This window comes from Streptomyces sp. TG1A-60 (genome assembly GCF_037201975.1).
Lineage (GTDB): Bacteria > Actinomycetota > Actinomycetes > Streptomycetales > Streptomycetaceae > Streptomyces.
Window position 1 is genome coordinate 6,598,953 of the sequence record NZ_CP147520.1, and the last position, 25,776, is coordinate 6,624,728.

Genomic DNA, 25,776 nt, shown 5'->3' on the forward strand with positions numbered 1-25,776 from the left:
CGCCGAACGCGAGAGCAACTGGGAGGTACGTACATGTCCGGGACGCCCACGGCCGCTGCGCGACGCCGTCGGCAGGCCGGGGCCGGTACACACCGCTGGGTCGTCCTCGTGGTCCTCTGTACCAGCCTGCTGCTCGTGGCCGTCGACGCCACCGTGCTGCATGTGGCGGTGCCCGCCGTCACCGAGGACATCAAGCCCGGCGCCATGGAACTGCTCTGGATCGTCGACGTCTACCCGCTGGTCTGTGCCTCGCTGCTGATCCTCTTCGGCACGCTCGGCGACCGGGTCGGCCGCAGACGGATCCTCCTCCTCGGATACGCCCTCTTCGGCGTCGCCTCCGGCCTCGCTGCCTGCGCCGACAACCCGCAGGTCCTGATCGCGGCCCGCGCCCTGCTCGGCGTCGGCGGTGCGATGATCATGCCCGCGACGCTGTCGATCCTCCGCCAGGTCTTCCCCGACCGGCGCGAGCGGGCGTTCGCCATCGGTATCTGGAGCGCCGTCGCCGCGGTGGGCGCGGCGGTCGGACCACTGCTCGGCGGGTTCCTGCTGGAGCACTTCTGGTGGGGTTCGGTCTTCCTCGTCAACATCCCGCTGATGCTCGTCAGCCTGCCGCTCGGACGACTCCTCCTGCCCGAGTCGACGGGCGACCGCGACGGCCCCTGGGACATGGTCGGCGCCCTGATGGCCGCCGTCGGCCTCTTCGGCATCGTCCTCGGCGTGAAACGACTCGGCGGCGGCCACCCGCCGTTCGACCCCGGCACCGCGCTGGCGCTCCTCGGCGGCGGCGCGCTGCTGATCGCCTTCGTGCGACGGCAGCGGCGCCGGACGCATCCGCTGGTCGACCTGCGGATGTTCGCGCGCCCCGCGTTCAGCACCTCCGTCGGCTGCATCGTGCTGGCCATGCTCGCGCTGGTGGGGCTGGAGCTGATCGCGGCGCAGTATCTGCAACTGGTCCTCGGGCTGTCGCCCTTGGAGACGGGGCTGCGGCTGCTGCCGCTGACCGTCGCCGCGATGGCGGCCGGGCTCGTCGGCTCCCACCTGCTGCACCGCTTCGGGCCGCGCCGCATGGTGTCCCTCGGCTTCTGCCTCACCGCCTTCGCCGTCGTGCTGCTCACGGCGATGGGGCGCCACGACAACGCGGGCCTGCTTCTCGCCGGGTTCGTCCTGCTGGGCTTCGGGCTGGAGACGACCCTCTTCGGGGCGTACGAGTCGATGCTGAGCGAGGCGCCCGCGTCCTCGGCGGGCGAGGCAGCCGCGATCGGCGAGACCTCCTACCAGCTGGGCGCCGGCATCGGTATCGCCCTCCTCGGCAGCGTCATGAACGCGGCGTACGCGCCCGGGCTGTCGTCGGTGCCGGGGGTGCCCGGCTCGGCGTCCACCGCCGCCGGTCACTCGCTGGGCGAGGCGTACGAGGTCGCCGACCGGCTGGGCGGGCCCCCGGGCGAGGCCCTGCGGCATGCCGCCCGCGACTCGTTCGTCCATGGGCTGCATGTGACGCTACTGGTGAGTGCGGCCCTGCTCCTCCTGGGGGCGGTGATGGCGTTGCGGCTGCCCCGGCTCATGGAGTGCGCGGCGGACGCGGACGTGCCAGGGCCGCGCGAGGCCAAGGCGACCTCTGTCCGCGCGGAGTCGATGCGCTGACCCGCGCTGACCTGCTTGGGGCGCGGCGAGACGGTGCTGAAAGGCCGACTGAGTTGTCTTTCACACGCCCGCTACGGAATCGTGTGGGGCTCGATGGAGGCCGCGCGGGCATGTTTTCGAGGCGGCCCTCGAATACGCCAGGACGCGGGAGCAGTTCGCCAAGCCGATCGGGGGATTCCAGCTGACCCGGGCCAAACTCGCCGACATGGCGGTCGGGTTGCACAAGGGGAATCTGCTCGCCCACCATCTGGGGCGGCGGATGGACGCGGGACGGCTCCGTCCCGAGCAGATCGGCTTCGGCAAACTGAACAACGTACGAGAGGCTGTCGTGATCTGCCGTACCGCCCGGACGGTACTACTCGGCGCGAACGGGATCTCTAATACCCCGTGATGCGGCATGCGACGAATCTGGAGTCCGTGCTCACCTACGAGGGAACCGTCGAAATGCATCAACTGGTGCTGGGCAAGGCGCTCACCGGTCTCGACGCCTTCCGGTGAGCCGCGTCGCGTGACCCGCACCGGAGGGCGGGGCCGGCGAGCGGCCCTGCCTCAGCTCTGGTTGAAGAAACCGTCGGCCGGACGGCTCGCGACCTCGCCGCTGACGATCTCCGTGTCGGCGGGGGACAGCAGGAACACGCGGGTGGACACCCGCTCGATGGAACCGCGCAGACCGAAGATCAGACCGGCCGCGAAGTCGACGACCCGCTTGGCGTCGGCGGGCTCCATGTTCGTGAGGTTCATGATGACCGGGACGCCGTCCCGGAAGAGTTCGCCGATGTGCCGGGCGTCACGGAAGCTGTCCGGTGTGACCGTGCCGATCCGGCGCCCCTGCTCCTGCGCGGACTCGGACGCGACCTTGACGCGAGGGTCGGTGACCCACGCCTCGCCGGAGCCGGACTCCCGCTCATCGGCGTAGTCGTCGTCGTAGTAACGCTCGTCATCGTTGTCGTCGACGAGGCCAAGCCAGGCACTCGCCTTGCGCACCGATCCCATGGACGCCTCCTCTCGCAGCGGTCTTTCGTGCTTTCCGCATCCCTATCGTCGTCCATGATGCGGATGTCTCGCCAAGTGGTTAGACGCCGCACGGGGGTTTCGTGACGGTACTGGTGCAGAACGAATTCGTCGAGAGTCCATGTGCCCCAAGGGCTGTGCCGTACACGTCTGCTGACTGAGAGTGAAATAATATTGTTCGCGGCGTTTGGGTGAGCGTCGGTGCGTCCGGGTGAACGTTCCGATGGCTACGATGCGGCGAACTGCGATGAACGCGCGGTAGACACGGGGAAGCCACGGGGGAATGTCGTGTTCGGAATCGTGAGGCCCTGCGGCCACCGGCTGGGCGAAGGGCTGCGGACCCAATGGATGGCGCATCTGTGCGGGCTCTGTCTCGCGCTGCGCGAGGACCACGGGCAGTTCGCCCGGGTCGTCACCAACTACGACGGCCTGCTCGTCTCGGTCCTGACGGAGGCTCAGGCCGGGCGCACCACCGACTGGCGGCGGACCGCCGGACCCTGTCCGCTGCGCGGGATGCGCACCGCCTCCGTCGCGCGGGGCGAGGGCGCGCGGCTCGCCGCCGCCGTCTCGCTGGTGCTCGCATCGGCCAAGGTGCGCGACCACGTGGCCGACGGGGACGGACTGCTCGCCCGTAAGCCGGTGGCGCTCGCCGCGCGCCGGGTCGCGGGGAGCTGGGGGCGCGCGGGGGCCCGTACGGGATCGGACATCGGGTTCGACACGGCGGTGCTGGTCGACGCCGTGGACCGGCAGGCCGGAGTCGAGGCGCTCGCAGGGCCGGGCACCCCGCTGCCGGCGGTCACCGAGCCGACGGAGACGGCGACCGCGGCGGCCTTCGCGCACACCGCGGTGCTGGCCGGCCGCCCCGGCAACGCCGAACCGCTCGCCGAGGCCGGACGCCTCTTCGGACGGCTCGCCCACCTGCTGGACGCGGTGGAGGACCGGGCCGCCGACGCCGCCGTCGGCGCGTGGAACCCGCTGACCGCCACGGGGACCTCGCTCGCCGAGGCCCGGCGGCTCTCCGGCGACGCCCTGCACGGCATCCGGCTCGCCCTGCGCGAGGCCGACTTCGTGGACGGCGAGCTGGCCCATCTGCTGCTCGTGCATGAGCTGCGCCGGTCGGTGGACCGGGTCTTCGGGTCGGTGCCGGTGTGCTCGGCCCATCAGCGGGGCGGGGCGCCGCGACCGGGTGATCCGAACGCCGGGGGCGGAAGGAACCCGTACGGCGGGGGCGACGGAAACCCGTATGCCGGAGGCGGTGGAAATCCGTTCGGTGGCGGCGGCGCCTACGGCGGCGGTGGTGGCGGTGGCTTCGGTGGGGCGCCGTCGCCGCAGCCGCCGAAGCGGCGGGGGTTCTGGGCGGGGTGCGGGATGTTCTGGCTGCTGTGCTGCACCTGCCAGTTGTGCTGCGCCAAGGAGTACGAGGGTCCCTGGTCCCGGAAGAAGCGCGAGGGGTGCTGCCGGGACTGCGACTGCTGCGAGTGCTGTGACTGCTGAAGGGGAAGGCGAACGCGGGGGATCACGGCGCGTCGCCGTGTGCGCAGGAGGCGCCGCGCTCGCGTCTCGGGCCGACTGGGCCTGTTCGGCGGGCCGAGCGGCTGAGGAGTTCGGTGCACGACTTCCGGACAGCCGCGGGCCGGGGCCCGCGCACCCCGACCGGCGGTCGGCGGCGGTGCTCGGCGACGCGGGCGACGGCGCCGGCCGTCGCCGCTCCCGGGGGTCGCGGCCTGCTACGACGACTCCTTCGGCGAGGCCCGGTGAAGTGCTCGGGATTCGCGCAGAACCCACACATACTCCCTGCTGGGGTCAACTGCCGCAGACAGGGCGCCGGTTGGGTTCCGGGAGGCCGAAAGGCACTCTTGCGTGGATCGGCGGTTCGGCCGAATACTTCCCATCAGCGTCTTGTCAGGGGCACGGCATGTCCGGAATCCGGACCGGTGTCCCTGATCTGCGCCTCACGGGCCCCGACCCCACGCGGGCCCCCGACTTCCCTTTGGAGGGAACGAACAGTGAGGATCAAGCGCACCACCCCCCGCAGCGGCATCACGAGACGGACCCGGCTGATCGCCGTGACCACCGGACTCGTGGCCGCAGCCGCCGTCACGGTCCCCGCCGCACATGCGGCAGGCACCCAGACGTTCAGCGCAGCCGAGCTGAAGAGCGCCAGCTCATCGGTGCTCAAGGCCGACATCCCGGGCACCGCCTGGGCGATCGACACGGCGACGGACAAGGTCGTCGTCACCGTCGACAGCACCGTCTCCCAGGCCGAGCTCGCGAAGATCAAGGAGTCGGCGGGCGAGAACGCCGACGCCCTGACGATCAAGCGGACCCCGGGCAAGTTCAGCAAGCTGACCAAGGGCGGCGACGCCATCTATGCGAGTAGCTGGCGCTGCTCCCTCGGCTTCAACGTCCGCAGCGGGAGCACCTACTACTTCCTGACCGCCGGTCACTGCACCGACGGCGCGGGCACCTGGTACTCCAACTCCGGCCGCACCACGGTCCTCGGCCCGACCACCGGGTCGAGCTTCCCGGTCAACGACTACGGCATCGTGCGCTACAGCAACACGTCCATCGCCAAGGACGGCACCGCGGGCAACGTGGACATCACCAGGGCGGCCACCCCGAGCGTGGGCACCAACGTCATCCGCAGCGGCTCCACCACCGGTACCCACACCGGACGCGTGACCGCCCTCAACGCGACCGTCAACTACGGCGGCGGCGATGTCGTCTACGGCATGATCCAGACCAATGTCTGTGCCGAGCCCGGCGACTCCGGCGGCCCGCTCTACGGCAGCAACGGTGTCGCGTACGGTCTGACCTCCGGCGGCAGCGGCAACTGCACCTGGGGAGGTACGACCTTCTTCCAGCCGGTCACCGAGGCCCTGAGCGCGTACGGCGTCAGCGTCTACTAGGCCGACCGGGAGCCGGCGCGCTTCCCACGGCACCGGCCCCCACCACAGCTGTGGCCGGCAGCGGCGAGCCCCCGCACCCCATGTGCGGGGGCTCGCTCTCGTTCGGGCGGCGGGGTTGTCGTCGGGATGCGTGCGGATGCGCGCCGAGGCGCGTGCGCCGCCCGTGAGTACTCCCTTTCATGCGCCCACTTCGGACCCTGGGGGCCGTGGTGGTCGAGGAGCCGGTGACGGCGGGGGCGGCCCTCGCGTCCTTCGGCGCGGTCTGTGTGATGTCGGCGGCGCGGGTGGTGAAGCAGTATCAGCGGGGGGTGGTCTTCCGGCTCGGCCGGCTGAGGTCGAGGGTGCGCGGGCCCGCCCGGCGCCGAGATCGGCTGAGCCTCGGCACTCCGAGGTTTTTTCTTCAGGGCCGCCATCACCACGGTGATGGCGGCCCCCGCTGTTGCCCAGGCCGCGAGCTCCAGCAGTGGGCCGGTGATGTCGGTGCCCTCGAAGTACGCGATCGAGTGATCCACCCGCACGCCGCGCCCGGTGGCGGCGCCGGAGCGATCGTCGCCCGGAACGGCGGCGGCAGCGCCCCCCCGCGCGCTCGGGTTGCCCGGCGATCACCACCGGCAGGGCGGCATCCCGATGCCGGCGATCCCGAAGACGCACTGGAAGCTCAGAAGCTCGTACGAGGAAGGATCCGGGGGCGGGACCGGACGTCTGCGTCCTGCCTCCACGGCCCGGGGCGGGCGACGTTTGTGCAGGTGGGACAGGGTCGAACGGTTGTCGTACAGAAGTTCGAAAAGTGGTCTATGGTGGAGGCGGGAAGGCTGTGAACTGATGTTCGAGTGATCGAGTGCGGGAGGTGCGCGTGTCGGCGTTCACGCATCTGCACACCGCTTCCGGGTTCTCCCTGCGTCATGGCGCCTCGCACCCGGAGCGGCTCGTCGAGCGCGCCTCCGAACGGGGCATGGACGCCCTAGCGCTCACCGACCGGGACACCCTCGCGGGCGCCGTCCGGTTCGCCAAGTCGTGCGCCGGAGCGGGGATCCGCCCGCTGTTCGGGGTGGACCTGGCGGTGGGGGCGCCCGTAGCTCCCGTGCGGCAGGCGCGGCGGCGCGCTCCCGTGCGCGGCGGTGCATTTGTCGATGAGTCGACTCCTCGTACGACGTTCCTCGCCCGGGAGGGGGCGACCGGCTGGGCCGAGCTGTGCAGAATCGTTTCGGCAGCGCATGCGGGCGCCGGCGAGGCCCAGGGCCGGGGCGCGGGTCCGCCGCTGCTTCCCTGGTCGGAGTGTGCCGCCGAGGGCCTGACCGTGCTCCTCGGTCCCGCTTCCGACGTGGGGCGCGCGCTGGCCGCCGGGCGCCCCGACCGCGCCGCGAAGCTCCTCGTGCCCTGGCGGGAGATCCACGGTGACGCCCTGCGCCTCGAAGCGGTGTGGCACGGCCGTGAGGGCACCGGTCCCGGCTCCCTCCGGCTGGCCGCCCGCACCGTCGGCTTCGCCGCCGAGCAGCGGATCCGCCCGGTTCTCAGCAACGCCGTCCGGTACGCCGACCCCGGCATGGGCCCGGTCGCCGACGTCCTGGACGCGGCCCGCCGGCTCGTCCCCGTCGACCCCCGGGGCGAGCTGGACTCCGGTGAGGCCTGGCTCAAGGGCGCGGACGCGATGCTGGCCGTCGCCGAGCGGGTTGTGGAGGCCGCCGGATACCGCCGCGACACCGCGTACCGCCTGCTGGAGCAGACCCGGGCCACGGCCGCCGAGTGCCTGGTCGACCCGGAGGACGACCTCGGACTCGGCACCGTCCACTTCCCCGAGTCGCACCTCGTCGGCGCGGGCCGGCGCACCGCCCAGCGGGCGCTGGCGTCACGGGTGGCGGCGGGGATGGTGCGGTTCGGCTACGACACCCGGCGTGCGTACTGGGACCGGATGCACCAGGAGCTGGACGTCATCGCCCACCACGGCTTCGCCTCCTACTTCCTGACGGTCGCCCAAGTCGTCGACGACGCACGGAAGATGGGTATCCGGGTCGCCGCGCGCGGCTCCGGCGCGGGCTCCCTGGTCAACCACCTCCTCGGTATCGCCCACGCCGACCCCGTCGAACACGGCCTGCTGATGGAGCGGTTCCTCTCCAAACGGCGGACCGTGCTGCCCGACATCGACATCGACGTGGAGTCCGCGCGCCGGCTCGAGGTCTACCGCGCGATCATCGCCCGCTTCGGCGCCGAGCGGGTCGCGACCGTCGCGATGCCGGAGACGTACCGCGTCCGTCACGCCGTCCGTGACGTGGGTGCGGCCCTCTGTCTGGACCCCGCCGACATCGACCGGATCGCCAAGTCCTTCCCGCACATCCGGGCGCGGGACGCGCGGGCGGCGCTCGAAGAGCTGCCCGAACTCAGGAAGCTGGCGGGGGAGAAGGAACGGTACGGCCGACTGTGGGAGCTGGTCGAGGCGCTCGACGCCCTCCCGCGCGGGGTCGCCATGCACCCGTGCGGGGTACTCCTCTCCGACGCCTCCCTCCTCGCCCGTACGCCGGTGATGCCGACCAGCGGCGAGGGGTTCCCCATGTCCCAGTTCGACAAGGACGACGTCGAGGACCTCGGGCTGCTCAAGCTCGACGTGCTGGGCGTGCGGATGCAGTCGGCGATGGCGCACGCGGTGGCGGAGGTGGCGCGGGCCACGGGGGGGCGGGTCGACCTGGACGCCCTCGACTTCGAGCGCGGTGCGGGCGACCCGGAGACGTATCAACTCATCCGTTCCACCGAGACGTTGGGCTGTTTCCAGATCGAGTCGCCGGGCCAGCGGGACCTGGTGGGGCGGCTCCAGCCGGCTACCTTCCACGACCTCGTGGTGGACATCTCGCTGTTCCGGCCCGGTCCGGTCGCCGCCGACATGGTGCGGCCGTTCATCGCGGCCCGGCACGGGCGGGCGCCGGTCCGCTACCCGCACGACGATCTGGCGGAGCCGCTGCGGGAGACGTACGGCGTGGTCGTCTTCCACGAGCAGGTCATCGACATCGTGCACCTCATGACCGGGTGCGGCCGGGACGAGGCGGACCGGGTGCGGCGCGGGCTCTCCGACCCCGAGTCGCAGGGGCGGATCCGGGTCTGGTTCGCGCAGCACGCCGCCGTGAAGGGGTACGACGCCGAGACGATCCGGCGGACGTGGGAGATCGTCGAGGCCTTCGGGTCGTACGGCTTCTGCAAGGCGCACGCGGTGGCCTTCGCGGTGCCGACGTACCAGTCGGCGTGGCTGAAGGCGCACCATCCGGCGGCGTTCTACGCGGGGCTGCTCACGCACGACCCCGGGATGTACCCCAAGCGGCTGCTGCTGGCGGACGCGCGGCGGCGCGGGGTGCCGATCCTGCCGTTGGACGTGAACCGGTCGGCGGTCGCCCATCATATCGAACTGGTGTCCGATCAAAGGGAGTCGGATGTCGAACTGCCGGATGTCGAACCGACCGGGTCGTCTCCGTCCGGTTCCCCGGGCCGCTGGGGTGTCCGGCTGGCACTCTCCGACGTGCACGGCATCAGCGAGGCCGAGGCGGCGCGCATCGCGGACGGGCAGCCGTACGCCTCACTGCTGGACTTCTGGCAGCGGGCCCGGCCGAGCCGGCCGCTGGCCGGGCGGCTGGCCCAGGTCGGCGCGCTGGACGCGTTCGGTGCCAACCGGCGTGATCTGCAACTGCACTTGACGGAGTTGCACCGGGGCAGCCGGGGGGCGGGCGGCAGCCAGCTGCCTCCCCCACTGCCGAACGTGTGGGAGGTACCCCCAGCGGGTGGGCGGCGGACCGCGCCGGCCGGTCTGCCGGACCTGACCTCCGCCGAGAGACTCAGCGCCGAGCTGGGTGTGCTGTCGATGGATGTCTCGCGCAATCTGATGGACGACCACCGGGAGTTCCTCGACGAGCTGGGCGTGGTGCCGGCGCGGCGGCTGCGCGCGGCGCGACACGGGGAGACGGTGCTGGTCGCGGGCGCCAAAGCGGCGACCCAGACCCCGCCGATCCGCTCCGGCAAGCGGGTCGTCTTCACCACCCTCGACGACGGCACCGGCCTGGTCGACCTCGCCTTCTTCGACGACTCCCACGACGCCTGCGCCCACACCGTCTTCCACTCCTGGCTGCTGCTGGTGCGCGGGGTGGTGCAGCGGCGCGGACCGCGCAGCCTCAGCGTGGTGGGCGCGGCGGCCTGGAACCTCGCCGAACTGGTGGAGCTGCGGCGCGAGGGCGGCCTCGACGCGGTGGCGCCCCGACTGGCGGAGCCGGTACCGCGAGGAGACGGCGACCCGACGCACGGCCGTCGCGTCCACCTGCCCACCGGCTACGAGATGCACCCGTGGGCCGATCTGCGGCCCGCTGGCGAAGAGCCCTCGAAGGTACGGAAGTTGTGGCACCAGAGTCCGGGGAGTGCGGGATGACCATCCTCTGCGTACGTTTCCAGCTGCCGCCGGGGTACGAGGCGGCCCTGCCCGGCCTGCTGGGTCTGATCGAGGACCTCACCCCGGTCGTGGAGGCGCTGCCGCCCGACGGGGCGCTGGCCGATCTGCGGGGCGCCGAGCGGTACTTCGGCCGGGACGCCGAGGCGCTGGCCCGGCTGATCCGGGTCCGCGCCCTCGCGCTGTACGGCGTCGACTGTGTGATCGGCGCCGGGCCCGGACCACTGTCGGCGCGGCTGGCGCTGGGGGCGGCGGCGCCCGGAGCACCGTGCGCGGTCCCCGAGGACCTCGTCGTGGACTTCCTCGCCGAGCTGTCCGTGGCCGCGCTGCCCGGCGTGGGCACCGCGACCGCCCGCACGCTGTGCGAGTACGGCCTCGGCACCCTCGGCCTCGTCGCCGCCGCGCCCCTGTCCACGCTCCAGCGGCTGGTCGGCGCGAAGACCGGCCGCGAACTGCACGAGAAGGCGAACGGCATCGACCGGGACCGGGTCGTACCGAACGCGGTCGCCCGCTCGCTCGCCACCGAACAGCCCTTCCCCCGCGACGAGTTGAACCCGGACCGGCACCGGCGCGCCCTACTCGCCGCCGCCGGGGAACTGGGCGCCAGGCTGCGCGCCCTGGACAAGGTCTGCCGCACCCTGACCCTCACCGTCCGCTACGCCGACCGCTCCTCGACGACCCGCACCCGCACCCTCAGGGAGCCGACCGCCCACTCCCCGGCGCTGACCTCGGTGGCCTACGGCATGTACGACGCGCTCGGCCTCCAGCGCGCCCGGGTCCGCGCGATCGCCCTGCGCGCCGAGGGCCTGACCCCCGCCGACCAGGCCTCCCACCAGCTCGCCTTCGACCCCGTCGACGAGAAGGTCCGCCGTATCGAGGAGGTCGCCGACCGGGCGCGGGCGAAGTTCGGCCCGCACGCGGTGATGCCGGGCACGCTGGCGGCGTGACTCCCCTCATGCGGAGCCCGGTCGGCCCGGGGGGCGCCCGGCGTCAGTCGGCCAACAACTGGCCGGGCCTCGCGCCGTACCTCGTGCACCGCGGCTACTCCCTCGTACGGGTCCACGCTCCCGCCGCCGGTCCGGGCGGGATTCTCCTCGGCGCCGACGGGCCGTGCGTCGGCGCATCGTAGTCACCGTGGCCGCCGTGCTCGACGGCCGACTTGTCGGCACCGTCCTCGATCTGCTCCTCGGAGGGGGCGGAGGCCTCGTCGTCGCCTGTTGGCACCGCCGGAGCCGGAGCCGGAGCCGTCGCCGGCCGCGACCGCCGCCCGGCAGGCCGCCGGCCTCGGGCTCTCGGCGTAGCACCGGGCCGCCCGGCTCACCGGGTCGCCGAGCGAACCGTGCGCGACGGCGCGCTCTCCGCCATGGACCTCACCGCCCGCCACCTGCGCACCGGAGAGCCGCGTCAACGCCCTCACGGCCATAGCCGGACCATGATCAATCCCAGGGCCAACGGCTGTACCGCCAGAACCAAGAACGTCGTCCTATTGTTGGCTGATGCGCGCACACCCTATTGACCGCCCAGCCGATCTCGACGTGGTCCGTGAGTCCTATGACCGGGTGGCCGACAACTACGCCCACATGGGTGGTGACGACGGGAGTCGGCGACATCCATAGACATCCATGGCTCAAGGCATCGATCGACGCCTTCGCTGACACCGTGAGAGACCTTGGCCCTGTCCTCGACGTCGGCTGCGGACCCGGAACGGTGACCGCTTACCTCGCCGAACGCGGACTCGACGTGTCCGGAGTCGATCTCTCACCCCGCATGATCGAAAACGCGCGCCGCCTTCATCCGCGATGCCGCTTCAGCGTCGCCTCTGCCACCGACCTCGGCCTTGGAGAAGCGTCTCTCGGCATACTCGGGTGGTGGTCACTGTTCAACCTCCCGCGCGACGTCCTTCCACAGGTACTCGCCCTGTTCGCGCGCGCACTGAAGCCAGGCGGACACCTCATCACCGCGACACACGTCGGCGACGAAGACGCGGTGCGCACCGAGGCCTACGGAGGTGTACCCGTCCGTTGGACGACGCACAAATGGCGGCCGGAACAGCTCGTGGACCTGATCGAGCAGGCTGGACTGCGCCCGGTCGCCGAACTCCGGCTCCCCCGGAGGAGTACAGCGGGCCGTGTCTGGGCGTCATGGCCGAGCGCCCCGCCTGAGGACCAAGCGCCGGAGGCGGCACGGGGGCTCGTGCCGGGACCCGTCACCTGACGCCTACCGCTGTTTTCCGTTCGGATACCCCCAGGGGCCGGTTCCCTCCCCACGAGAGGGGGGCATGGCCGACCTGGTCCACAAGCGGGTGTCGACCGACCAGTAGTCGACCGGTCGACGGAAGCCCGTCCTCGGCGAGGCCGGGAGTGACGTTCGAGGGAGAGGCCGGCACCTCCTCGTCCGCGTGGTCCGACGGCCGGTTCCCGTGGTCGGGCAGCCGGTGGCCGCAGGTGCTCAGCCGTCCGGCCACCAGGTGCGCGCGATGTCCTTTCGCACTTCCCGGCGCTCGACGGGGCGCTCGTCGGCCTCGTCCCGCACACGGCGGGCCGTGGACTTCCTCAGGGGCTTCTGCACGGTCGTACGGCGCATGGCTGCCTCCTTGCGTCTACCGTGTTCCGCGGTTTCACGGAGGTAGACCTTTTCCGGGAGCGTTACTCATAGTTCGTGCTCTGTCAGTGGCGGCTGTCACCATCTGGACTGTCAGTGGCAGGTGTCACTCTGGCGGCATGACCAACATCGACGACGGCGAAACCTCCCGAGCCCTTCGAACACCGAAGAACCCGGCGGCAGGTGACTCTTCGAAGACCGTCGACTGGGACGCGGAAGCACTCACTTTCGACGACGAACCCGATCATGGCCTGCGGGATCCCGTCGTCCGGGAGGCCTGGGCGGCCCGGCTGAGGGACTGGCTGCCGCACCGCGCCCGCGACGTGCTCGACCTCGGCTGCGGCACCGGCAGCCTGTCACTCCTCGCGACCGCGCAGGGGCACCGGGTGACCGGAGTCGACGCCTCCACGGTCATGGTCGCCCGCGCCCGCGGCAAACTCACCGGGCACCCCGCCGTCTTCCTCGTCGGCGACGCGGCGGCCCCGCCCGTGGGGGAGCAGCGGTTCGACGTCGTCCTCGTCCGGCACGTCCTGTGGACCCTGTCCGACCCGGGGCGCGTCCTGCGCCGCTGGTGCGGACTGCTCCGGCCCGGCGGCCGGCTCGTCCTGGTCGAGGGGGTGTGGGGCACGGTGAGCCCGGTCGGCATACCCGCCGAACGACTGTACGAGCTGGTCGCGCCGCTAGTCTCCGACGCGGTGGTGGTGTGGCTGGGGGACGACTCGCCGCTGTGGGGCAGGAAGGTCGAGGACGAGCGGTACGCGGTGCTGGCCGATCTCTGACCGCCCGCGCCGACGCGGGCAGCGGCTCGTCCTAGGCCTCCCGTGCCCGGTCAGCTCGGCAGGGTCGTGAAGCCGCCCTGCCGGGCGAGGAGTTCGAGCTCGTCCAGCGCGGCCAGCGCCGCCGCCGCGGCCTGTGGGTCGCTCTCGGCGAGGCCGCTCTGTGCGAACTCGTGCTCGTCCAGCCGCAGTACGGTGGTGCCGTCGGCGGAGCGCCACAGATCCAGGTCGAGGTCCTCGACGACGAGCTCCCCGCCCAGGAGCACGACCGGACGCGTGATGTCGCAGTACCAGCCCTTCAGCCCGCCCCGCGCGTCACGGACCTCCTTCACGGCGTACCACCGGTCGCGCCAGTAGTACTCGGTGAAGACGTCGCCGGGCCCGAACCGGACGAAACCGAAGTCCCGTACACCGTCGGTCGCCCAGGAGGCGTGGACCGCGATCCGGTCGCCGTCGTCGCTCAACAGTCGCGCGGGGTAACGGATCTTCGTACGGCCCGCCTTGAGCAGGACCACGTCCACGTCGTTCAGCGCCTCGCCGGGCTCAGCCGGCTTCGCGGACATACCGCACCTCCGTCGCACACACCTCGTACCCGAACCACTTGTTGACCGCGAGCATCGGACCGTTGTCGCTGTCGTTGCCCGTGAACGCCTCCGCGTAGCCGGCGGCGCGGGCGCGGTGCAGGGAGTCGTTCTTGGCGAGCTTGGCCAGGCCCCGGCCCCGGAAGGCGCGGGCGGTGCCCGTCATCCCCGTGAAGTACCGGTCCCGGCCGTCCGTACGGACCGCCGTGAACGCGACGGGCGCGCCCTCCACGACGACCACCGTGCTCAGGGCGCGGTCCAGCAACGGGTGGCGAAAGGTCTCCACGAGCCACTGCTCGTAGTCGTCCAGCTCGGCGCCGACGTCGTTCGGTTCGTCCGCCGTGGTCTCCGCGTCCAGGTCGAACAGGGGGCGCGGGTCGTCGGCGAAGTCGGCGGCCGTGCGCAGTTCCACACCTTCGGGAGGGGTCCGGCGCGGGGGAAGGGTGCCGTGGGCCAGGTCCAGGCGGAGGAAGTGGGCGGAGCGGCTGGCCGTGTAGCCGCGCCGCTCGGCGAACGCGCGGTTCTCCGGGGTGTCCAGCACCCACGACAGCAACCGCGTCGCCCCCACCGCCGTCAGTCGCTCCTCGGCGGCGCGCACCAGCGCACCGCCCGCGCCCCGGCGCAGCCGCTCCGGATGCACGTAGACGTTGACATTGCCCTGCCCCGGTACGGGGCTGTCGTAGGCCACGTACACCCGCGCGGTGCCGATCACCTCGCCGTCCGCCTCGGCGACCAGCTGCTGGTGGTGGGCTTCGGGCGGCGCGTGCGCGACGTCGTGGAGCAGGGACTCGGCGGTGTCGACCATGAAGGGGAGGGCATGCCGTCGTATGTTGGCGAAGGCCCCGGCGTCCGCCCGGTCGGCGGCGCGGAGGTCGCGCACGGTCAATGTCATGGGTGCGCACGCTACGCGGGCCGCGGTGGGAGTCGCCTCCGATTTTCCGGCGGGTACGGGACAATCGCCGCGTGACCTTGAAGATTCGCATCGCAGAGGGGGGCGCGCCCTACGAGCAGGTGCGCGCCCAGATCTCCGAACAGGCCCGCTCCGGGGCGCTGCCCGTGGGGTACCGGCTGCCCACCGTACGGGGGCTCGCCGAGCAGCTCGGGCTCGCTGCCAACACCGTCGCCAAGGCGTATCGCGCGCTGGAGACGGACGGGGTGATCGAGACGCGGGGACGCAACGGAACGTTCGTGGCTGCCGCCGGCTCGGCCGCGGAGCGGGAGGCCGCGGCAGCCGCCGGGGCGTACGCGGAGCGGGTGCGTCGACTCGGGCTCAGCCAGTCGGAGGCTCTGGCGGCGGCCAGGGACGCCGTGCGGGCGGCGTACGCGGAGTAGGGCGCGCCGGGTGGGGTCGGACCGCAGGGCGACTCTGCTGCGCAATTCGGCCGGGCGGCAGAGACCGGCAGGAGAAGCCGCGACGGCCACCGCGTTGCCGCAGGTCGCGGTCCGCGCATCGGAGCCGCCTCAGAACTGCGCAGCAGAGTCCCGGGCACCCGCAAAGCCTCGGAAACCGCGGACATCGACCGCTCTCAGTCTGCCGCCGGCCGTTCCGGGGTGCGCGTCGGCCGCAGGCCCGCCCTTCTCGCCGTCCGTGCGAACGTCATCGCGTCCTGCACGGCCGCCGCGTGGGGGTCGTTGTTGAAGTACGCGTACACGTCGGCGGTGGCGGGCCAGGTGTCGGCGAGGCGGTGGGACCAGGTGCTCAGGGACCGGCGGCCGTAGTGGGGCCAGGGGGCGGCCCGGCCCTGGTGGAAGCGGACGTAGCCCCAGTCGGTCGTCCGCCACAGCGGGGCCGCCGGGCGGGACCGTACGTCGGCCCAGCACAGGGCCGCGCCGTGGGACCCCAGGACCTCGCGCACCTCGGGCGTCCACCAGGAGTCGTGGCGGGGCTCCACCGCGACCCGTGTGCCGGAGGGGAAGCACCCGAGGCAGGTGTCCAGCAGCCCCGCGTCGCCCCGCAGCGTCGGCGGCAGCTGGAGCAGTACCGGGCCCAGGCGGTCGCCCAGACCCTCCGCGCGGCTCATCAGGCGGTGCACCGGCTCCTCTGGCTCCCGCAGCCGCTTGATGTGGGTCAGGTACCGGCTCGCTTTCACGGCGACCACGAAGCCGGGCGGGGTGCGGTCGCGCCAGGACTCGAAGGTCTCGCGGGACGGCAGCCGGTAGAACGCGTTGTTGTTCTCGACCGTGGCGAACCGCGCCGCGTACTCCTCCAGCCAGAGCCGGGTGGGGCAGCCCTCCGGGTAGAGGGCGCCCCGCCAGTCCTCGTACTGCCACCCCGACGTGCCGACGAACAGGGTCATGGCTCCATCAAAGCACTACAGGTACAGGCCCGCGTCCGTGGCGCCCCTCGGCTCCGGCAGTGATGTGGGCGAGGTGCCGCGCCGCAGCGCGTACAGCTCGGCCAGGGTCGCGCCCTCGCGGCCGACGCCCTCCTCCGTGCCCAGCCAGTGCACCGCCTCCGCGCGGGTCAGGGTGCCCACCTCGATACGGGCGAGACAGCGGCCGGGGCGGACCACGGCGGGGTGGAGGCGCTCCAGGTCCTCGTTGGTGGTGACGCCGACCAGGACGTTGCGGCCCTGGCCGAGGAGGCCGTCCGTGAGGTTCAGCAGACGGGAGAGCGCCTGGCCGGCCGTGTGCTTGGCCTCGCCGCGGATCAGTTCGTCACAGTCCTCCAGGAGCAGCAGCCGCCAGCGGTCCCTGCCGCCGGCGTCCTCCTCGCCGATGGCGATGTCCATCAGATAACCGACGTCGGAGAAGAGCCGCTCGGGGTCCAGGACGCAGTCCACCTGGCACCAGTCCCGCCAGGAGCGGGCCAGTGTGCGCAGCGCGGAGGTCTTGCCGGTGCCGGGCGGGCCGTGCAGCAGCAGGAGACGACCCGCGATGTCCTCGGGGGTGGTCTTCATCAGGCGGTCCAGGGCGTCCGCCACCGGGGCCGTGTAGTTGGGCCGGACCTCTTCCCACGTACCGGCCGAGATCTGCCGGGTCGTGCGGTGCGGGCCCCGGCGCGGTGAGACGTACCAGAAGCCCATCGTCACGTTCTCCGGCTGCGGCTCGGGCTCGTCGGCCGCGCCGTCGGTGGCCTGGCCGAGCACCTTCTCCGCCAGCTCGGCGGTGGTCGCGGTGACCGTGACGTCGGCTCCGCGGTTCCAGCGGGAGATCAGCACGGTCCAGCCGTCGCCCTCGGCGAGGGTCGCGCTGCGGTCGTCGTCCCGCGCGGCGCGCAGCACGCGGGCGCCCGGCGGCAGCAGGGTGGCCCCGGACCGTACCCGGTCGATGTTCGCCGCGTGCGCGTACGGCTGCTCGCCCGTCGCGAAACGGCCGAGGAACAGCGCGTCGACGACATCGGACGGTGAGTCGCTGTCGTCGACGTTGAGCCGGATCGGCAGTGCGTCGTGTGGGTTGGCAGACATGTCGCCATGATCCGTCACCGAGGGCTCCCCGCGCATGCGCTTTCCGCTGCGCGAAGGCCGTGTCCGTCCTGCCCCGTTCGGTGGCGCGCGCCGGTGGTGTCCGCCGGAGCGCGCGCTCCTCGTCCACACGATCGGTCCCCCTTGCCCGGGAGTTCACCGACGGAAGCTCCCCTACCGCAGCCCCGCACGGTTACTGTTGCCCATGATGGGACGTCATGGGTGGAATTCGGGGGAGGGGCGGTGGCGGCTCACCGCGCTCCTCGGCGTGGGGGCCGCCGCTCTGGCCCTGATCGTGACCCTGCTCAACACGCTTCCCGGGAACGGCGGCAGCACCGCCGGCACCTCGCCCGACGGCGACAAGGTGCACGGCACGCCCGCGTCCCCGCCGCCCACCACCGGACCCGACGTCGGCTGGGGCTTCACCCACACCCAGTTCAGCGCCGACGAGGGCAGCGAGGCCGCCGTCGAGCGGGTCGAGAAGCGTCTCGGTGAGCAGCCCCTGCCGCAGATCCAGCACATCATGGGCTGGGGCGCCGACAACCCCGAACCCGTCAAGGGGCGTTACGACTTCGAGGAGATGGACCGGCGCATCGACTTCGTCCGCGCCACCGGCGGTACCCCCGTGGTCACCCTGTGCTGCGCGCCCGACTGGATGAAGGGCGGCAGGTCCGGCAGCACCGACTGGAGCCGGACAGCGCTGGAGACGGCGCCCGAGCCCGATCACTTCGCGGACTACGCCGCCCTCGCCGCGACCGTCGCCAGGCGCTACCCCGACGTACGGCACTTCATCGTCTGGAACGAGTTCAAGGGGTTCTGGAACGACGCGGAGGCCCGCTGGGACTACGAGGGGTACACCGAGCTGTACAACCTCGTCCACAAGGCCCTGAAGAAGGTCGACAAGGACATCATGGTCGGCGGGCCCTACCTGGTCATGGACAGCCTCGACCCGCGCCAGGAGCAGGACGCGTCGACGGCTCTGAAGGGGCCGTGGGGGGCCATGGACCAGCGGGTCCTCGACGCCTTCGACTACTGGAACGAGAACAAGGCCGGCGCGGACTTCGTGGTGGTGGACGGGTCCAGCTACACCAAGGACGACGACCTGGTCCCCGACGAGTTCGCGGCCACCGAGAAGTTCACGGCGGTCGGTCGCTGGGTGCGGGGGCGGGCCGGTGATCTGCCGCTCTGGTGGGCCGAGTACTACGTGGAGCCGGCCGACGGCGACGACAACCGCCATGGCTGGTCCGAGAACCGCCGCGTCGCCGTCCACGCCTCCGGGCTGATCGGCATGGCGCGTGGGGGAGCGACCTCCGGGTTCTACTGGAACCCGGAGGAGGAGAGGGGGCCTGAATGTCCTGGGTGTCTGTGGACTCCCACGGACCCGAAGGACGGCGGCCGGCAGTTGCCCATGTACGGCCTGCTGTCCCGGTTCGCCGAGGAGTTCCCGCCGGGGACGCGGTACGAGACGGTGTCCGTGGCCGATGACGACAAGCCCAACGTCCGGGTGCTGGCCGACGACGAGGCGGTGCTCGTCGTCAACACCCTCGACCGCGAGATCAGCGCGGACATCGACGGCGAGAAGTTCGACATGGGCGCGTACGAGGTGAAGTGGCTCAAGAGGTGAGCCTCACGGTGAGCCCATCGTCAGGAACCTCTGTACCAGCGACGCCAGCAGCACCGCCAGCAGCGGCAGGCTGAACCAGAAACTGCTCTGGAGCCAGCGCAGTTGGCGGGCGCTCGGGCGTACGGCGACACGGACGACCTCCCGGGCGCTCAACAGGACGATCAGCGCGATCGCGGCGAGACCGCCCACCACCGACCACGGGGTCCAGGTGATCTGGGGGCCGACCGGGCCGGGGTCGGGGTCCGGGGCCGTGCCGGTCTGGTCGCGCAGGGCGAAGACCGTGGCGTCGGTGTGGGAGAAGACCCGCTTCAGTTCGTCGCGTTCGTCGAGGTTCCGGATGAGCCGGGACTCCCAGTTCCCGGAGTAGCCGGAGTTCAGCTGGAGCGAGATCACCTGACTGCGGTTGACGATCAGATAGGAGTGGGGGCCGGCCTCCTTGAGCGCCTTGGCCAGGCCGGACACCAGGACCGGGTCGCTCGGCGCGAGCGTCGGCACGTACTCGACCTTCTCCATGTCCCGGGCGCCCCACGGCATCGCGGGCGTCACGTTGTCCACCGGGTCGTCGCTGAGCCAGAGCAGCCGTACGGTCGGGTCGTCGTGGGCGTAGACGTACTCCATGGCCGCGACCTCGCCCGTGCGGACGCGCTCGAACGGCTCGTTGCCCCAACGCGCGACCAGGAAGCCGCCGACGAGGACGAGGCCGGCCATGAGGGCGGCCAGGGGCGCGAGGCTCCTGCGGTTCCTGTCGCGCTCCTCGGCGCTGACGCCGGCGCGCGGGAACAGCGCGAGGCCGGCCAGCAGGGCGGCGCCCGGCAGGGCGAACATGAACACGCGCAGGGCCATCTCGCCGCCGTACGACTGCATCCCGAAGCCCAGGAACGGCACGAAGGTCAGGACGAGCAGTGAGCGTTCGCGGTACCGGTTCGCGCGGCGGCGCCAGAAGCCGTAGCAGGCCAGGAGCATGACCAGGCCGGCGAGGGCGACACGGGCGTACAGCACGAGCTTGTGGGCGGAACTGCCTTCCCCGATACGGCCGGAGACCGAGGACGTGACGTTTCCGCCCACGCCGCCGACCCCGCCGAAGAGTTCGTCGAAATGGCCGGACCAGTACGGCTCGGCGAAGAACCCCACCCACACGGCGACCATGACACCGAACAGGATGGGCAGGCCCCGCAGTTCGGAGCGGCCGATCAGGACGAGGACCGCGAGGACGCCCAGCATCACGAACGGGGTGAGCTGGTGGGCCGGGACCGTCGCCGCGTACAGCGCGATCAGGACCGCCAGGAGGACCGCGCGCTGACGACGGTCGGTGGGCTCCACCTCGGCCTCGCCGGGACGCACCCTGCCCCACAGCATGCGCGGCGCACGGAACCAGACCAGGAGGATCGCCACGAAGGCCAGGTAGAGGAGGTAGGTGAAGCCCTGCGGGGAGAAGTAGTCCTGGCCCACCCAGCCGCTCAGGACGAAGATCCAGACGCCGGTCCACCTGGCGCGCCAGCCCGCCCGCATATGGCGGGTGAGCAGGAACAGCGGAGCCAGATAGAGGACCTGGACGGTCGTCGGCCACCAGCGGATGATCTCGGTGAAGTCACTGACCCCGCAGGCCTGCGCGACGAACGAGGCCGCCGCGAAGAAGCCCGGCCAGCTCCAGCGGGCGTCGAGGTCGGGCACGGCCGAGCCGGTGCGGTCGATGTGGTCGATGAAGCCGAGGTGCTGCCAGGCCGTCGCGAACCGGGGTTCCGTCTCGACCACGGCCGGCAGCGCGTGCAGCGACACGACCGTGGCCAGCAGGGTGATCAGCAGCAGCCCCCGGCGCTCGCGGGCCGGCCACAGCAGCGAGGCGAACACCGTGGCCAGCAGCGCCGCCCCGACCAGCGTCGGTGTGGGCAGCACCGAGATCAGACCGAGCCCGCCCATCCCGTCCAGGTCCGAGTCGTCCAGTGCCAGCGCGGGCACCCAGTAGAGCAGAAGCGCGGAGAGCAGCAGGAGCCCGAGGACCACACCGGTGATCGTGGGGTGCGGCAGCCGCTCCCGGAAGGGCACCCGGCTTCCCGCCTGAGCGGACGGCACCTCCGCGGACGGCACCCGCACCGGCTCCGGCACGGGCACGTCGGCTTCCTCCGGCTCGCGTACGCCGGCCGCCTGCCGTACGGCCTCCTCGCACGGGGCGTCCGCCCCGGGCGCCCGCGCCGGGCCCGGCGCGGAGGGCAGGCCCGGCGCGGGCGGCGTCCTCAGGGGCAGGGTCGGCCGGTCCTTGGCCCAGGTCGGCCGGTGTTCCCCGCGCACGGGGGCGATGCCGGTGGGCGGAGTGCCCGGGCCGGGGCGTACGTCCGGGCGGCGTTCCAGGTGGTCGAAGTCCAGGTGGATGCCGAGCGCGAGGGTGTCGGAGTCGAGCCGTCGGCTCCAGGTGCCGCTCTGCTTCTTCGCGGCGGAGGCCACCCGGCCCAGGTCGGCGAGGTCGCCGTCCGGTGCCGCGTTTGCGGGTACCCCGGCGGGGCCGGCGGTGCGCAGGATCCGGTACAGCCGGGGCGCGGCGATCAGCATGATCACCGTGAGACTGGAGATCTCGGCGACGCCCGCGCCGACCAGGCCCATCCGGGGCAGCAGGAGCACTGTCAGGCCGAGGACCAGGACGCACAGCAGGCCCTGCAGCCAGGCGAGTCCGGCGGTGCGGCTCTGGGCGCGCAGCACCGCGAAGTACGTCTCCATGACGACCCGCAGCGCCGCGCCCACCGCGAACCAGCGGAGCAGCGGGGTCGCCGCGTCCGCGTAGCCCTGCCCGAAGACGGCCAGGATCCAGGGCGCCCCGAAGAACAGCACCGTGCACACCGGCAGCATGATCCGGGCCATCCGCTTCAGCGCGGCCCGGGTGTTGGCGGCGAGCCGCGCCGGATCGTGCGAGCCCTCCACGGTCAGCGAGGCGCCCATGTTGATGGCGAGCAGGTTGACCGTGCCACCGATGGTGGTGGTGATGTAGAAGTACGCGTTGTCGGCGGAGCTGACCCGGGCGGCGACGATCACCGGGACCAGATAGACCACGGCCAGCGAGAACAGCGAGCCGGTGTAGTCGCCCGCCAGGAAGCGGCCGATCTCCCGCAGCGACGGCGGACGCGCGTGGTCCGCGGTGGCCTTGACATGTCGGGGGGCCAGCCGCCGGAACACCAGCCAGCCCAGCGGCAGCACGGACACCCCGATCGCCGCCACCCAGGACACGAACACGCCCATGGTCGGGATCGCGGCGGCGAACACCACCAGCAGCACCAGCTTCACCGCCGAGAACACGGTGTTGCCGACCGGCACCCACATAGCGCTGCGCAGCCCGGTCAGCACCCCGTCCTGGAGGGTGAGCACCGACCAGGCGACCACCGCGAGCACGAAGAACACGGCGTTCACCGGGTCGTGCAGGAAACGGTACGACGGCCCCCACAGGCCCAGCGTCAGCAGGAACACGCCTGCCGCGAGCGCCACGACCACCGAACTGCCCGCGTACGTGCGGAAGATCAGCCGGCCCGTGCCCCGGCCCGCGACGGGGATGAACCGGGCCAGGGCGCCCATCAGCGTCACCGCGGTGAGCCCCGCCAGGAGCTTCATCGCGGCGATCGCGGCGGAACCCTGACCGACCGAGGACTCGCTGTAGTAGCGGGCCGCGGCCAGCCAGAAACCGAGGCCCAGCACGGCCGAGATGCCGGTGTTCAGCATCAGGGCGTAGGCGTTGCGGAACAGCTGGTCGCCGCCCGCCCCCCTGCCCAGTCCGGGAAGCCGCAGCCTGCGGCCCGGACCTGCCCGCCGCTCGGCGTCCTCGGTCGTGCTGCCCCCGGCCTGCTGTGCCGTGGTGGTCGTCGTGTCAGACACGGGAACGGATGGCCTTCCGGACCTGTCGTGCTCTGCGGACCATGGCGTACCCCTTGGTGAGGGCACGGTCCCGGGCGAAGGTGCGGGCGATCGCACGGCCCTCGATGAGCCGTTCGAACTCCGCGGCTTCGGTGGAGCGCCGCACGGTGACCCGCCGCAGCGCGTACGGGCCCTGCCGGCGCCGGGCGAGCGCGTTGCCGACCGAGAGCGCCTGGGCGAACCCCGCCTCCCGCACAGCGAGCCGCACCCGGCCGCTGGAGTAGCCGTACGGGAAGGCGAACGAGACGGGCCGGGTGCCCAGTTCGTCGCCGACGATCTGCCGGCAGCGCCGCAGCTCGAACCGGAGCCGGTCCTCGCCCAGCGTGTCGAGCTGCGGATGGGTGTGGCTGTGCCCGCCGATCTCCACGCCGTGGCCGGCGAGTTCGCGCACCTGGTCCCAGTCGAGCATGGTGTCGAGGGCGTCGCCGCTTTCGTACGGGCCCTTGATCCAGCCCGTGGTGACGAACAGCGAGGCCACGAAGCCGTGTTCGGCGAGGACGGGCAGCGCGTGGCGGTGCACGCCCTCGTAGCCGTCGTCGAAGGTCACCAGGACGGGCCGGGCCGGAAGCGGGCGGCCCGACCGCCAACTCGCCGCCAGACCGGCCGTGTCCACAGGGGCGAAGCCCAGGTGGTCGATCAGCGCCATCTGCTCGGCGAAGGCCTCCGGGGTCACCGAGAGGTCCCTGGTGGCGTCGTTCGGCGCGGTGGACACCGCGTGGTACATCAGGATCGGTACGGCCGTGTCTCTGTCCGTCATGACGAGCCCCCCTCGCCCCCCCTGCCGGTTGTGCCGACGGTGCCGTCGGCGAGTTCGCCGACCGAGAACGTGACGTCGCCCCCGCGGGCCCGGACGCTCCCGACAACGTACCCCCCGGCCGCCGCCGCCACCCCCGCGACGATCGCACCCGCGCGCCCCGCGCCCCCCGCGCGGCCGAGCAGCGCGTCGCGCAGCCCGCGCGCCACCCCGGCGGGCAGGACGCGGGTGGTGTACCGGCGCTCCGACTCCAGCCCCTTGCCGGCGCCGACGCTCCTGGCCACCAGCGCCTTCGACAGGCCCTCCGCGTACGTCCGCGTACGGAAGTACCCGAACCGCTCGCGTGTGTCCGGCACCCGGTGGTGGATCACCGCCCGGTCGTCGAGCAGCAGCACCGCGTCCGGTCTGGCCCGGGAGAGACGGATGCACAGCTCCGTCTCCTCGCAGCCCAGCGGGCGCTTGTCGCCGTCACGGCCGATGCCCGTGGCGAAGCCCCCGGCCGCGTCGAAGGCGCTGCGGCGGAACGAGGCGTTGCCGCCGAGCACGTTGCGGACCCGGGCCACGCCTGTCGGCAGGCCCTTGTAGGCGCAGCCCACCACCCAGTCGAACTCCTCGGGAAACCAGGCCGGGCGGCGGCCGGACGCCCACACGGGCACCGTACGGCCGCCGACGGCCATGACGCGGGGGTCGGCGTACCCCTCGACGAAGTACCGCAGCCAGTCGCGCTCGGCGACGGCGTCGTCGTCGAGGAAGGCGATGATCTCCCCGTGCGAGGCGGCGATGCCCGTGTTGCGCCCCGCGGACAGCCCGCGGGGGCCCGCGTTGGCGAGCACCCGGACCCCACCGGTCTCCTGGTGTTCCTTGTACTCCCTGGTCAGACGCTCCAGCAGGGCCTGGTTGTGGTCCACCACCAGGAGCGTCTCCAGAGCCGGCCGGGACTGTGCGCGCACCGAGGCGACCGCCGCGAGGATGTCCTCCCAGCGGTCCTCGGTGTACACACAGACCACGACCGAGACGGCCGGCTCGCTCAAGACGACTCTCCCCGGCCGGCGGTGAGCATCGTCGCGCGCGAACGGCGGCGCAGCGCACGCCGGTTGGAGCGCTCCCGCAGGATCACCCGCAGCACACGCAGCCCGTCGCGCACGGCGCGCAGATTGCTCGCGCCGTGGATGCGCAGATACTCGTGGCTGGGGATCTCCTGCACCTTCAGGCCGGCCTTGACGACCCGGATGTTCATCAGGGTCTCCACCTCGAAGCCGGTGCAGTCGAGCTCGATCTTGTCCAGGCAGTGCCGCCAGAACGCGTTGTAGCCATAGCACAGGTCGGTGTAGCGGGCGCCGAACTTCCGGTTGACGGTCGTGCACAGCGCCCAGTTGCCGAGCTTGCGGATCAGGGTCATGTCGTCGGTGCCGCCGCCGTTGGCGAAGCGGGACCCCTTGGCGAAGTCCGCGCCCGAGACGAGGGCGGAGACGTACGACACGATCTCGTGGCCGTCTGCCGAGCCGTCGGCGTCGATCATCACGATGATGTCGCCGGTGCACGCCTCGAACCCGGCGATCAGCGCGTCCCCCTTGCCCTTCCCGCGCTGTGGGACGACCTTGACGTCCGGCCACAGCTCGCGGGCCACCTCGATGGTGTCGTCGGTGGAGTTGCCGTCGACCAGGACCACTTCGTGGATCCAGCCCGGCAGCGTCTTGAAGACGTACGGAAGGTTCTCCGCCTCGTTCATGGCGGGGATCACCACACTCACCGGTGGCGCGATGGCCAGGTGGTGGGAGATGGGCCGGTACTTCTCGAGCGCCGGTGATTCGGCGCTCGTCGTATCGGACTCCGCTTCTGATGCGGGTATGGCCGGGCGCAGAACTGAGCTCATGAGTCTGGTCCCTCTCGTCCGGTGAACCACCCGCCCCTGTGGGTGGTTCGGCCTTGGTCCGGTTCGAAAGGGGGGTTCTCACTCACGGCATGCCGAGATCGATCTCCGTGCATGCCGGGTGAGCTGGCAAAAGCCGGCCGACTGCCGCGACTTGGCAGTCGGTCGCGCGGCACGACTCGGCGATCGGTGCGATCACCGAGCACGGCACCCCCCTACCGCGCCCCGCGCCGGGACCGTCGCGCTCCTCGAGCCCTCCCCTTGGAGCATGTGCCGACGGACCGGTGCGGGTGGATGTAT

At 72.1% G+C, this 25,776-nt stretch carries 20 protein-coding genes and 4 pseudogenes; 12 read left to right on the top strand and 12 right to left on the bottom strand.

The features are described from left to right. Positions 1-33: 33 nt before the first annotated feature. Both WBG99_RS28840 and WBG99_RS28845 read left to right on the top strand, forming a co-directional pair. The gene (locus WBG99_RS28840; RefSeq protein ID WP_338899097.1) at positions 34-1,641 is read left to right on the top strand and encodes an MFS transporter; all 1,608 of its coding nucleotides are present in this window, start codon (positions 34-36) and stop codon (positions 1,639-1,641) included. Between the two features lie 36 nt (positions 1,642-1,677). Continuing rightward, positions 1,678-2,139: pseudogene (locus WBG99_RS28845) on the top strand (acyl-CoA dehydrogenase family protein); the annotation flags it as partial. A 51-nt stretch (positions 2,140-2,190) separates the two neighbouring features. Here WBG99_RS28845 and WBG99_RS28850 read toward each other — a convergent pair. Next, positions 2,191-2,634 carry a cell division protein SepF gene (locus WBG99_RS28850; protein WP_338899098.1) on the bottom strand — a complete coding sequence of 148 codons (444 nt, stop codon included), beginning with the start codon at positions 2,632-2,634 and terminating at the stop codon, positions 2,191-2,193. Between the two features lie 306 nt (positions 2,635-2,940). Between WBG99_RS28850 and WBG99_RS28855 the strand changes: the two genes are divergently transcribed. The 6 genes and pseudogenes from WBG99_RS28855 (at position 2,941) to WBG99_RS28880 (ending at position 11,104) form a co-directional block, all read left to right on the top strand. Next, positions 2,941-4,146, top strand: coding sequence for a DUF5685 family protein (locus tag WBG99_RS28855; protein WP_338899099.1), 1,206 nt, complete (start codon positions 2,941-2,943; stop codon positions 4,144-4,146). A 512-nt stretch (positions 4,147-4,658) separates the two neighbouring features. Further along, a complete protein-coding gene (locus WBG99_RS28860; RefSeq protein WP_338899100.1) occupies positions 4,659-5,561 on the top strand; it encodes a S1 family peptidase in 903 nt (300 codons plus the stop codon). Between the two features lie 209 nt (positions 5,562-5,770). Continuing rightward, positions 5,771-5,893, top strand: a pseudogene (locus WBG99_RS28865) (slipin family protein); the annotation flags it as partial. Positions 5,894-6,414: 521 nt separating this feature from the next. Beyond that, a complete protein-coding gene (gene dnaE, locus WBG99_RS28870; protein WP_338899101.1) occupies positions 6,415-9,957 on the top strand; it encodes a DNA polymerase III subunit alpha in 3,543 nt (1,180 codons plus the stop codon). Further along, positions 9,954-10,922, top strand: a complete 969-nt coding sequence (locus WBG99_RS28875) for a hypothetical protein (protein ID WP_338899102.1) — start codon at positions 9,954-9,956, stop codon at positions 10,920-10,922. Before dnaE ends, WBG99_RS28875 begins: the two co-directional genes overlap by 4 nt. Beyond that, positions 10,919-11,104, top strand: coding sequence for a hypothetical protein (locus tag WBG99_RS28880; RefSeq protein WP_338899103.1), 186 nt, complete (start codon positions 10,919-10,921; stop codon positions 11,102-11,104). The genes WBG99_RS28875 and WBG99_RS28880 overlap by 4 nt, the downstream gene beginning before the upstream one ends. On the opposite strand, the gene WBG99_RS28885 is transcribed toward WBG99_RS28880, so the two are convergent. Both WBG99_RS28885 and WBG99_RS28890 read right to left on the bottom strand, forming a co-directional pair. Beyond that, positions 11,017-11,199, bottom strand: coding sequence for a hypothetical protein (locus tag WBG99_RS28885; RefSeq protein WP_338900609.1), 183 nt, complete (start codon positions 11,197-11,199; stop codon positions 11,017-11,019). The genes WBG99_RS28880 and WBG99_RS28885 overlap by 88 nt on opposite strands. A 25-nt stretch (positions 11,200-11,224) precedes the next feature. After that, positions 11,225-11,326 (bottom strand): annotated as a pseudogene (locus WBG99_RS28890) (chitin-binding protein); the annotation flags it as partial. A 145-nt stretch (positions 11,327-11,471) separates the two neighbouring features. On the opposite strand from WBG99_RS28890, the pseudogene WBG99_RS28895 reads away from it, so the two are divergent. Beyond that, positions 11,472-12,137: pseudogene (locus tag WBG99_RS28895) on the top strand (class I SAM-dependent methyltransferase). Between the two features lie 286 nt (positions 12,138-12,423). Here WBG99_RS28895 and WBG99_RS28900 read toward each other — a convergent pair. Continuing rightward, the gene (locus WBG99_RS28900) at positions 12,424-12,558 is read right to left on the bottom strand and encodes a hypothetical protein (RefSeq protein WP_338899104.1); all 135 of its coding nucleotides are present in this window, start codon (positions 12,556-12,558) and stop codon (positions 12,424-12,426) included. A gap of 137 nt (positions 12,559-12,695) precedes the next feature. Here WBG99_RS28900 and WBG99_RS28905 point away from each other — a divergent pair, with 137 nt between their 5' ends. After that, on the top strand, positions 12,696-13,355 hold the full coding sequence (locus WBG99_RS28905) for a class I SAM-dependent methyltransferase (protein ID WP_338899105.1): 660 nt from the start codon (positions 12,696-12,698) through the stop codon (positions 13,353-13,355). Between the two features lie 50 nt (positions 13,356-13,405). On the opposite strand, the gene WBG99_RS28910 is transcribed toward WBG99_RS28905, so the two are convergent. Together WBG99_RS28910 and WBG99_RS28915 are read right to left on the bottom strand one after the other, a co-directional pair. Next, positions 13,406-13,915: a DUF402 domain-containing protein gene (locus WBG99_RS28910; protein ID WP_338899106.1), complete on the bottom strand. Its 510-nt coding sequence runs from the start codon at positions 13,913-13,915 to the stop codon at positions 13,406-13,408. Beyond that, a complete protein-coding gene (locus WBG99_RS28915) occupies positions 13,896-14,825 on the bottom strand; it encodes a GNAT family N-acetyltransferase (RefSeq protein WP_338899107.1) in 930 nt (309 codons plus the stop codon). Before WBG99_RS28915 ends, WBG99_RS28910 begins: the two co-directional genes overlap by 20 nt. A gap of 71 nt (positions 14,826-14,896) precedes the next feature. On the opposite strand from WBG99_RS28915, the gene WBG99_RS28920 reads away from it, so the two are divergent. Further along, positions 14,897-15,265 carry a GntR family transcriptional regulator gene (locus WBG99_RS28920; protein ID WP_338899108.1) on the top strand — a complete coding sequence of 123 codons (369 nt, stop codon included), beginning with the start codon at positions 14,897-14,899 and terminating at the stop codon, positions 15,263-15,265. Positions 15,266-15,459: 194 nt separating this feature from the next. Here WBG99_RS28920 and WBG99_RS28925 read toward each other — a convergent pair whose 3' ends face one another. Beyond that, complete coding sequence (locus WBG99_RS28925) at positions 15,460-16,230, bottom strand: DUF72 domain-containing protein (RefSeq protein WP_338899109.1); 771 nt, start codon at positions 16,228-16,230, stop codon at positions 15,460-15,462. A 15-nt stretch (positions 16,231-16,245) separates the two neighbouring features. Further along, on the bottom strand, positions 16,246-17,376 hold the full coding sequence (locus WBG99_RS28930; protein ID WP_338899110.1) for a DUF5925 domain-containing protein: 1,131 nt from the start codon (positions 17,374-17,376) through the stop codon (positions 16,246-16,248). A 169-nt stretch (positions 17,377-17,545) separates the two neighbouring features. On the opposite strand from WBG99_RS28930, the gene WBG99_RS28935 reads away from it, so the two are divergent. Next, on the top strand, positions 17,546-18,961 hold the full coding sequence (locus tag WBG99_RS28935) for a xylan 1,4-beta-xylosidase (protein ID WP_338900519.1): 1,416 nt from the start codon (positions 17,546-17,548) through the stop codon (positions 18,959-18,961). A gap of 3 nt (positions 18,962-18,964) precedes the next feature. Here WBG99_RS28935 and WBG99_RS28940 read toward each other — a convergent pair whose 3' ends face one another. The 4 genes from WBG99_RS28940 to WBG99_RS28955 are packed head-to-tail and all read right to left on the bottom strand — an operon-like array spanning position 18,965 to position 25,479. Then, positions 18,965-22,813 carry a lipopolysaccharide biosynthesis protein gene (locus tag WBG99_RS28940; RefSeq protein WP_338899111.1) on the bottom strand — a complete coding sequence of 1,283 codons (3,849 nt, stop codon included), beginning with the start codon at positions 22,811-22,813 and terminating at the stop codon, positions 18,965-18,967. Further along, a complete protein-coding gene (locus WBG99_RS28945; protein WP_338899112.1) occupies positions 22,806-23,609 on the bottom strand; it encodes a polysaccharide deacetylase family protein in 804 nt (267 codons plus the stop codon). The genes WBG99_RS28940 and WBG99_RS28945 overlap by 8 nt, the downstream gene beginning before the upstream one ends. Continuing rightward, on the bottom strand, positions 23,606-24,637 hold the full coding sequence (locus WBG99_RS28950) for a glycosyltransferase family 2 protein (protein ID WP_338899113.1): 1,032 nt from the start codon (positions 24,635-24,637) through the stop codon (positions 23,606-23,608). The genes WBG99_RS28945 and WBG99_RS28950 overlap by 4 nt, the downstream gene beginning before the upstream one ends. Continuing rightward, positions 24,634-25,479 carry a glycosyltransferase family 2 protein gene (locus tag WBG99_RS28955; RefSeq protein ID WP_338899114.1) on the bottom strand — a complete coding sequence of 282 codons (846 nt, stop codon included), beginning with the start codon at positions 25,477-25,479 and terminating at the stop codon, positions 24,634-24,636. The genes WBG99_RS28950 and WBG99_RS28955 overlap by 4 nt, the downstream gene beginning before the upstream one ends. Between the last annotated feature and the right edge of the window lie 297 nt (positions 25,480-25,776).